Origin of the sequence: Pantoea sp. R102, assembly GCF_004916815.1 — a bacterium.
Lineage (GTDB): Bacteria > Pseudomonadota > Gammaproteobacteria > Enterobacterales > Enterobacteriaceae > Pantoea > Pantoea dispersa.
In genome coordinates this window covers 1-8,366 of record NZ_SDFT01000250.1, presented here as the reverse complement: position 1 = coordinate 8,366, position 8,366 = coordinate 1, and the positions used below count along the sequence as shown (strand labels likewise).

Annotated in this window: 9 protein-coding genes; 6 read left to right on the top strand and 3 right to left on the bottom strand. The window is 61.9% G+C overall.

Translation table 11 applies throughout. The features are described 5' to 3' along the window. Window positions 1-1,268, bottom strand: a 1,268-nt coding sequence (locus ERD80_RS21020; protein ID WP_136548415.1) for an FtsX-like permease family protein, incomplete at its 3' end; no start/stop codon positions are given. Further along, entirely contained in the window at window positions 1,265-1,951 is a 687-nt protein-coding gene (gene ybbA / locus ERD80_RS21015) for a putative ABC transporter ATP-binding protein YbbA (protein WP_136548412.1), read from the bottom strand. The genes ERD80_RS21020 and ybbA, both read right to left, overlap by 4 nt. Here ybbA and tesA point away from each other — a divergent pair. The 5 genes from tesA to ERD80_RS20990 all read left to right on the top strand — a co-directional run bounded on the left by tesA (window position 1,919) and on the right by ERD80_RS20990 (window position 5,721). Beyond that, entirely contained in the window at window positions 1,919-2,545 is a 627-nt protein-coding gene (gene tesA / locus ERD80_RS21010) for a multifunctional acyl-CoA thioesterase I/protease I/lysophospholipase L1 (protein ID WP_021508637.1), read from the top strand. The genes ybbA and tesA overlap by 33 nt on opposite strands. Window positions 2,546-2,576: 31 nt before the next feature. Then, on the top strand, window positions 2,577-3,350 hold the full coding sequence (locus ERD80_RS21005) for an SDR family oxidoreductase (protein ID WP_058775252.1): 774 nt from the start codon (window positions 2,577-2,579) through the stop codon (window positions 3,348-3,350). A gap of 79 nt (window positions 3,351-3,429) precedes the next feature. Next, entirely contained in the window at window positions 3,430-4,284 is an 855-nt protein-coding gene (locus ERD80_RS21000) for a co-chaperone YbbN (RefSeq protein WP_021508639.1), read from the top strand. 64 nt (window positions 4,285-4,348) lie between these two features. After that, window positions 4,349-5,263: an SPFH domain-containing protein gene (locus ERD80_RS20995; protein WP_021508640.1), complete on the top strand. Its 915-nt coding sequence runs from the start codon at window positions 4,349-4,351 to the stop codon at window positions 5,261-5,263. Continuing rightward, on the top strand, window positions 5,263-5,721 hold the full coding sequence (locus tag ERD80_RS20990; RefSeq protein ID WP_058775251.1) for an NfeD family protein: 459 nt from the start codon (window positions 5,263-5,265) through the stop codon (window positions 5,719-5,721). The genes ERD80_RS20995 and ERD80_RS20990 overlap by 1 nt, the downstream gene beginning before the upstream one ends. Here ERD80_RS20990 and cueR read toward each other — a convergent pair. Further along, window positions 5,697-6,113 (bottom strand): Cu(I)-responsive transcriptional regulator, encoded by a 417-nt coding sequence (cueR, locus tag ERD80_RS20985; RefSeq protein ID WP_058775250.1) that lies wholly within the window; start codon window positions 6,111-6,113, stop codon window positions 5,697-5,699. The genes ERD80_RS20990 and cueR overlap by 25 nt on opposite strands. 95 nt (window positions 6,114-6,208) lie before the next feature. On the opposite strand from cueR, the gene ERD80_RS20980 reads away from it, so the two are divergent. Next, window positions 6,209-8,366 (top strand): heavy metal translocating P-type ATPase (locus ERD80_RS20980; protein WP_136548410.1); only part of this gene is annotated, 2,158 nt, incomplete at its 3' end.

Below are 8,366 nucleotides of genomic sequence, written 5' to 3'. Positions count from 1 at the left end.
CAGCCGAGCACCGCCAGCAGCAGTGCCAGCATCACCACGCCAGCCAGCAGCGCCCATAGCATTTTGCTGCCGCCCATCAGCAGCGCAAGGAGCGCTACCACCACCAGCGCCATCACCGGCAGATAAACACGCAGCGGCCACAGCGTGGCTACCGCATCACGACGCAGCACGCGCAGCGGCTGTGTGGCCATCAGCAGACGGTACGGACGCAACCCGACCAGCAGCGAGATCACCACCAGCGCACCAATCGCCCACAGCCACGGCCAGACGCTGGCAGCCGGTAAAGCGGCGGGCAGCACCGGTTTGAGCATCAGCAGCAGCGCGACTTCAATGCCCTGCCCCAGCGCACTGCCGGCGATGGCCGCCAGCAGCAGCACGGCCAGCCACTGACCGATAATCAGCCGCTGCAGCGATTTACGCGTGGCGCCCAGCGTTTTTAGCACCGCCACCAGATCGTAACGGCTGCGGCAGTAATGACTCATGGCGACGGCCACTGCGGCAATCGCCAGCAGCAGGGTTAACAGCGCCGAGAGCAACAGAAACTGCTGCGCACGCTGCATTGAGCGGCCCAGCGCATCCTCGGAATTTTCCACGCTGATCCAGCGCTCGCCGGCCTGCAATTGCGGCTGAATCCAGCGATCATAGCGCGCCAGCGGCACCGCCTCGCCGGAGAACTTATAGCGCCAGCTCAGACGGCTACCAGGCTGGATCGCGCCGGTTTTCTCCACGTCAGCAAGGTTCATCAGCAAACGTGGCGCCGTCTGAAACGGATTAAATCCGCCGTCCGGCTCCTGAATCACTTCGCCGGCAATGCGCAGCGTGGTATCACCCACGTCAATGCGGTCACCGACCTTCAGGTTAAGCAGCGCCAGCAGACGCGGTGCGGCCAGCACCGTTCCGGCCACCGGACGCAGGCCGGGCGGATCCGTCTGCAGGGTGCCGAACATCGGGTAGGCATCATCGACCGCTTTGACATCGGCCAGCTGCGGCGTCTCCTGCGCAAAGGTCATGGTCATAAAGCTGAGCTGCCGGCTGACCGCCAGCCCCTCTTCGCACGCTTTGTCCAGCCACGCATCCGGTGCCGGTTTACTGCTGCGCAGCGTACGGTCGCCGGCCATAAAGTCACGGCTCTGCTGGCTCAGCCCTTTCTCCATGCGATCGCTGATGGAGCCCAGCGCCAGCACGCAGGCCACCGCCAGCGTCAGCGCCAGCCAGACAATCAGCAGCGAGGGCGAACGCCACTCGCGCCAGAACCAGCGCCAGATCATGCTTCCTCCCACAGCTTGCCGTCGCGCAGCCGCAGGCGACGATCGCAGCGTGCCGCCAGCTGCTCATCGTGCGTCACCAGAATCAGCGTGGTTGCGAAATCGCGGTTGAGCGAAAACAGCAGATCGGCGATGCGATCGCCGGTTTTGCGATCGAGGTTACCGGTCGGCTCATCGGCAAACAGCAGGCCGGGACGGCCGCTGAAGGCGCGCGCCAGCGCCACGCGCTGCTGTTCGCCGCCGGAGAGCTGGGCCGGCAGATGGTGCAGACGATCTTGTAGTCCGAGCTGCGTCAGTAATTCAGTGGCCTGCGCGCGACTGTCGCGATCGCTGTCTCCGCGCAGCAGTGCCGGAAGCTGCACGTTCTCCAGCGCGTTGAGCGTGGGCACCAGCATAAAAGACTGAAACACAAAGCCGACCTCACGCGCGCGCAGCGCGGCGCGCTGCTCTTCGTTCATCTGGTGCAGCGGCTGGCCCAGCAGATGCACTTCGCCGCTGCTGCCATCATCCAGTCCGGCGAGAATCCCCAGCAGGGTGGATTTCCCGGATCCCGACTCGCCGATCAGCGCCAGCGTCTCGGCTGGTTTGACAACCAGCTCAACTCCGGTAAGGATGGTCAGCTGATGCTCTCCCTGACCGACGGACTTAGTAAGATGATGAACTGCAACAATGTTTTCCGCTGGCATTATTCCTTCCTGTTGTTATTGCTGCTGCTGGTGTCGCGCATCGCCGCCGCCGATACCCTGCTGATTCTCGGCGATAGCCTGAGTGCCGGCTATCGCATGTCCGCCACCGCCGCCTGGCCGAGCCTGCTCGACAAAACCTGGCAACAGCAGCCCAAAGTGGTTAACGCCAGCATCAGCGGTGATACCGCCGGTCAGGGGCTGGCGCGGTTGCCGGGCCTATTAAAACAGCATCAGCCACAGTGGGTGTTAATCGAATTGGGCGGTAACGATGGGCTGCGCGGCTTCCCGCCGCAAAACATCGCGCAGGATCTGAGTAAAATTATCGATCAGGTCAAAGCCGCTAACGCCCAGCCGCTGCTGATGCAAATTCGTCTGCCGGCTAATTATGGCCGACGCTACACCGACGCGTTCAGCGCGCTCTATCCGCGCCTCGCGCAGCAGTATCATATTCCGCTGGTACCGTTCTTTATGGAGCAGGTTTATCTGAAGCCGGAGTGGATGCAGCAGGACGGTATTCACCCCAATCCGGATGCGCAGCCGTTCATCGCCAACCTGATGGCTGAGCAACTGGCTCCGCTAGTTAAGCATGATTAACGCCGCGACGAGCCCAATGACAGGTAAAGATATGCAAAAGTCCGTATTAATTACCGGCTGCTCCAGCGGCATCGGTCTGGTGGCGGCCAACGATCTGCTGGCGCGCGGCTATCGCGTACTGGCCGCCTGTCGCCGCGCTGACGATGTGGCGCGCATGGATGAGCTCGGCTTCACCGGCATCCTGCTGGATCTTGACGATCCGGCCAGCGTGGATGCCGCCGCCGATCGCGTGCTGGACCTCACCGATCACTGCCTGCACGGGCTGTTCAATAACGGCGGCTTCGGCCAGTACGGTCGGCTTACCAGCGTGTCGCGTCAGCAGCTGGAGCAGCAATTCTCCACCAACTTTTTCGGCACCCACCAGCTGACGCTGCGCCTGTTGCCGGCGCTGCAAAATAGCGGCGACGGGCGGATTATCAACACCAGCTCGGTGCTCGGCCTGATTTCCACGCCGGGCCGCGGCGCTTATGCCGCCAGTAAATGGGCGCTGGAGGCGTGGAGCGATGCGCTGCGCATGGAAGTGCGCAGCAGCGGCGTGCGCGTCAGCCTGATTGAGCCGGGCCCGATTACCACCCGGTTTACCGAAAACGTGCAGCAGGGCGAACGCGACAAGCCCGTGCGCAACCCCGGTATCGCCGCGCGCTTTAGCCTGCCGCCGGAGGCGATTCTGCCGAAACTGCGCCATGCGCTGGAGAGTAAACATCCGCGCCTGCGCTATCCGGTGACGCTGGTCGCCTGGGCGATGAGTCTGCTCAAACGACTGCTGCCGGGCTGGATGCTGGATCGCATTTTACGCAGTAACTAAACTGCAAGCCGGAATTGAACTTGAAGCCGGGGCGTTTGCCCCCATATCCTCAACACACTTTCTGCCAAGAGACGTATTCATGTCACACGCTTTGATTATCGACATTAACGAATCCAACCTGCAGCAGACGCTGGAGCAATCGATGCAGCTGCCGGTACTGTTCTACTTCTGGTCGGAGCGCAGCCAGCACTGCCAGCAGCTGACGCCGGTGCTGGAGCGTCTGGCACAGGAGTACGCCGGCCAGTTTATTCTGGCGAAGCTGGATTGCGATAAAGAGCAGCTGGTGGCATCGCAGTTTGGTCTGCGCTCTCTGCCGACCGTCTACCTGTTCCAGAACGGCCAGCCGGTCGACGGCTTCCAGGGCCCGCAGCCGGAAGAGGCGATTCGCGCGCTGCTGGAGAAAGTCCTGCCGCGTGAAGAGGAGTTAAAGGCGCAGCAGGCGATGCAGCTGATGCAGGAAGGCAAGCCGCTGGATGCGCTACCGCTGCTGAAAGACGCCTGGCAGCTGAGCAATCAGAACAGTGAAATCGGTTTTCTGCTGGCAGAAGTCCTGATTACCCTGAACCGCAGCGAAGAAGCCGAAGCGGTGCTGGCTGTGGTGCCATTGCAGGATCAGGATACGCGCTATCAGAGCCTGATTTCGCAAATCGACCTGCTGAAACAGGCCGCCGACACGCCGGAGATCCAGCAGCTGCAGGAGCAGATGGCAAGCGAACCGGACAATGCCGGTCTGGCTGCTAAACTTGCGTTACAGCTGCATCAGGTGGGCCGCAATGAAGAAGCGCTGGAGCTGTTGTTAGGTTTTCTGAAGCGCGATCTCAGCGCCGGTGACGGCGAAGTGCGCAAAATGTTCCAGGAGATTCTGGCGGCCCTCGGCACCGGCGATGCCCTCGCCTCGCGCTATCGTCGCCAGCTCTACTCGCTGCTGTACTGACCGGTACCGCGCGGTAAACGGGCCGAAGCGACTCGGCCCGACAATCTGACAGCCAGGAGGTTATATGTTAACAGTGATTCCCGTCATCATCGTGCTCGCGCTGGTTACCGTGTGGGCCGGTGTCAAAATTGTGCCACAGGGCTACCAGTGGACGGTGGAGCGCTTTGGCCGCTACACCAAAACGTTGCCGCCCGGCCTGAATTTAGTCGTGCCGTTCATGGATCGTATTGGTCGCCGGATCAATATGATGGAGCAGGTTCTCGATATTCCCTCGCAGGAGATCATCTCCAAAGATAACGCCAACGTCACCATCGATGCAGTGTGCTTTATTCAGGTGGTAGATTCGGCGCGCGCCGCTTATGAAGTCAGCAATCTTGAGCTGGCCATCATCAACCTCACCATGACCAATATCCGCACCGTGCTCGGTGGTATGGAGCTGGATGAGATGCTGTCGCAGCGCGATAACATTAATACCCGCCTGCTGCACATTGTTGATGAAGCGACCAATCCGTGGGGGGTAAAAATCACCCGTATTGAAATCCGCGACGTGCGCCCGCCGCAGGAACTGATAGCGGCCATGAACGCGCAGATGAAGGCTGAGCGTACCAAACGCGCCGATATCCTCGCCGCCGAAGGCGTACGCCAGGCGGCCATCCTGCGCGCCGAGGGCGATAAGCAGTCGCAAATCCTTAAAGCGGAAGGCGAACGTACCTCCGCCTTTTTGCAGGCGGAAGCGCGCGAGCGTCAGGCCGAAGCCGAGGCCAACGCTACGCGAATGGTGTCAGAAGCTATCTCTGCCGGAGATATTCAGGCGATTAATTACTTTGTGGCGCAGAAATACACCGATGCCCTGCAAAAAATTGGCGAAGCGAATAACAGCAAAGTGGTGATGATGCCGCTTGATGCCAGCAGCCTGCTCGGCTCGGTGGCCGGTATCAGCGAGCTGCTGAAAGAGAGCCGTCAGGAGCGCAAACCGTGATGCTGATGGAGCTGATTGCGCATCCGCACTGGTTCTGGCTCACGCTGGGCGGTTTACTGCTGGCTGCGGAGATGCTCGGCACCAGCGGTTACCTGCTGTGGAGCGGCGTGGCGGCGGTGCTGGTCGGGATCATTGAGTGGCTGTTTCCGTTCTCGTGGACCAGCCAGGGCATGCTGTTCGCCACTCTGACGCTGCTGTGCGTATTTCTTTGGTATCGCTGGATGCGCTTTCGCGAAAGTGCGCAGCAGCCCAATACGCTCAATCAGCGCGGCAGCCAGCTGATTGGCCAGCACCTGACGTTAGACAGCGCGCTAAAAGACGGCGTCGGTCATGTGCGCATTGGTGACAGCAGCTGGCGCGTGCAGGCGCAGGAAGATTTGCCGGCGGGCACGCCGGTGATCGTGACCGGCGTGTCAGGCATCACGCTGCTGATTCAGCCGCGTTTGCCGCCCTCCTGATTACCGCAGCCCGCCAGGTGATTGATGATGGGACATTCGGCACCGTCATCGCCCGGGCAGGCTGCAGCCAGTTCCAGCAGACGCGCGCGCATCGCGTGCAGCTCTTCAATATGCGCCGCGATCTCATCCGCCTTCTGCAGGGTGCGCGCTTTAACATCGGCACTGTGGCGCGCCGGGTTATTAAACAGCGCGACCAGTTCGCGACACTCCTCGAGCGTGAAGCCCACCTGCCGCGCCTGGCGCAGAAAATTGAGCTCATCCAGGTGGTGCGCGCCATAACTGCGATAGCCGTTGTCACTGCGTAACGGCGGCGTAACCACCCCTTTCTGTTCGTAAAAACGAATCGCTTTGCTGGTCAGCCCGGTTTTTTTTGCTACATCGCTGATGTTCATCTCTGCCCCTTGACCTTCCCCTGAATGGAAGGTTTAGGCTTTATAACTAATGCAAACCTTGCAGCGAGTCAAACCTGATAAACGAGGAGTTGATGATGTCACACACACAATTACTGGCTCTGGACGGCTTGTCCTGTGGCCACTGTGTTAAACGCGTTAAAGAGGCGCTGGAGCAGCGCAGCGATGTGGAACAGGCCGAGGTAACGCAGCAGGAAGCGCGCGTCACCGGCGCAGCCAGCGCCAGCGATCTGATTGCCACTGTTGAGCAGGCTGGTTATCACGCCACGCTGAAAAATGAGGCGTCCAGCCCAAAGCCTGATCCGTTGCCAGCTCAGGAGCCGCAGCCGGAGGCGCTGACAACGGAGTCGCAGCCGGCAGAAGAGAATCTTGCGGTGCACCATCTGCTGATAGGCGGGATGAGCTGCGCCAGCTGCGTCAGCCGCGTCGAGCAGGCGTTACAGAAAGTGCCCGGCGTGAGCCAGGCGCGCGTCAATCTGGGTGAGCGCAGCGCGCTGGTGCTGGGCGATGCCGTACCCTCAGCGCTGGTCAGCGCCGTAGACGAGGCAGGTTATTCTGCGGAAGTGATCGAAGATGAACAAACCCGGCGCGAGCGCCAGCAGGTCAGCGCACAGCAGGCGATGCGCCGCTTTAGCTGGCAGGCGGCGCTGGCGCTGATCGTCGGCGTGCCGATGATGGTCTGGGGCATGGTCGGTGATCACATGATGCTAAACGACAGCAATCAGACGCTCTGGCGCGTGCTCGGTGCCGTCACGCTGGCGGTGATGGTGCTTGCCGGCGGCCACTTCTATCGCAGCGCGTGGCGCAGCCTGCGTCATGCTACCGCCACCATGGACACGCTGGTCGCGCTCGGTACCGGTGCGGCCTGGATCTACTCGATGAGCGTCGCGCTGTGGCCGGCATTTTTCCCGCCGCAGGCGCGCCACCTTTATTTTGAAGCCAGCGTGATGATCATCGGCCTGATTAACCTCGGCCATGCGCTGGAACAGCGCGCGCGCCAGCGCGCCTCACAGGCGCTGGAGCGGCTACTGGATTTAACCCCGGCGCAGGCCTGCGTGATCACCGCTGAAGGGGAAAAGCCGCTGCCGCTGAGCGAAATCGCACCGGGCATGACGCTGAAGCTGGTGACCGGCGATCGCGTACCGGTGGACGGCGAAGTCAGCCGCGGCGAAGCCTGGCTTGATGAAGCGATGCTCACCGGCGAAGCGCTGCCGCAGTCGCGCCGTCCTGGCGATAAGATTTATGCCGGGACGCTGGTGCAGGACGGATCGCTACAGTTCACCGCCCGCGCCACCGGCAGCCATACCACGCTGGCCCGTATTATCAATCTGGTGCGTCAGGCGCAGAGCAGCAAGCCGGAAATGGGCCGGCTGGCCGATCGCATCTCGGCGGTGTTTGTGCCGGTGGTGGTGGCGATTGCCCTGCTCAGCGGAGCGGTCTGGTATGTTGTCGGACCGCAGCCGCAGCTGGCCTATACGCTGGTGATTGTCACCACGGTGCTGATTATCGCCTGTCCGTGTGCGCTGGGCTTAGCCACGCCGATGTCGGTGATCGCGGGCGTCGGTCGCGCTGCCGAGCTGGGCGTGCTGGTGCGCGATGCCGATGCGCTGCAGCGGGCCAGTGAAGTCGACACCATTGTGTTTGATAAAACCGGCACCCTGACCCAGGGTACGCCGCAGGTCAGCGAGGTGCTGCTGTACAGCGACTGGGATCGTCAGCAGGTACTGCAGGCGGCCGCCCAGCTGGAGCTGGGATCGGGGCATCCGCTGGCGAAGGCCATCGTCGCCGCCGCACCGGCCGTCAGCGACGCCCGTGTTGCGCAATTTCGTACAATACGCGGCAAAGGCGTGAGTGCTACTGTCGCTGACAGAACGCTGCTGCTGGGCAATGCGGCGCTGCTGGAAGAGCAGCACATCGACCTGCGCGCCGCACAGCAGGATATCGCGCGACTCGCCGCGCAGGGCGCCACGCCGGTGCTGCTGGCGGATCAACAGCAGCTGCTGGGCCTGATCGCCCTGCGTGACCAGCTGCGTCCGGAGAGCCGTGCGGCGCTACAGCGGCTGCATCAGTTGGGCTATCGTCTGATCATGCTGACCGGTGACCATCAGACCACTGCCGAAGCCATCGCTGCCGAAGCGGGTATCGATGAGGTGATCGCCGGCGTGCTGCCGGACGGTAAAGCGCAGGCGATTGCGCAGCTGCAACAGCAGGGGTGCAGCGTGGTGATGGTGGGCG

Coding starts and splice junctions, on each gene's coding strand:
- ERD80_RS20995 (WP_021508640.1), top strand. CDS start 4,349: ATGTTAACAGTGATTCCCGTCATCATCGTGCTCGCGCTGGTTACCGTG.
- ERD80_RS21000 (WP_021508639.1), top strand. CDS start 3,430: ATGTCACACGCTTTGATTATCGACATTAACGAATCCAACCTGCAGCAG.
- ERD80_RS21005 (WP_058775252.1), top strand. CDS start 2,577: ATGCAAAAGTCCGTATTAATTACCGGCTGCTCCAGCGGCATCGGTCTG.
- ybbA (WP_136548412.1), bottom strand. CDS start 1,951: ATGCCAGCGGAAAACATTGTTGCAGTTCATCATCTTACTAAGTCCGTC.
- cueR (WP_058775250.1), bottom strand. CDS start 6,113: ATGAACATCAGCGATGTAGCAAAAAAAACCGGGCTGACCAGCAAAGCG.
- tesA (WP_021508637.1), top strand. CDS start 1,919: ATGATGAACTGCAACAATGTTTTCCGCTGGCATTATTCCTTCCTGTTG.
- ERD80_RS20990 (WP_058775251.1), top strand. CDS start 5,263: ATGCTGATGGAGCTGATTGCGCATCCGCACTGGTTCTGGCTCACGCTG.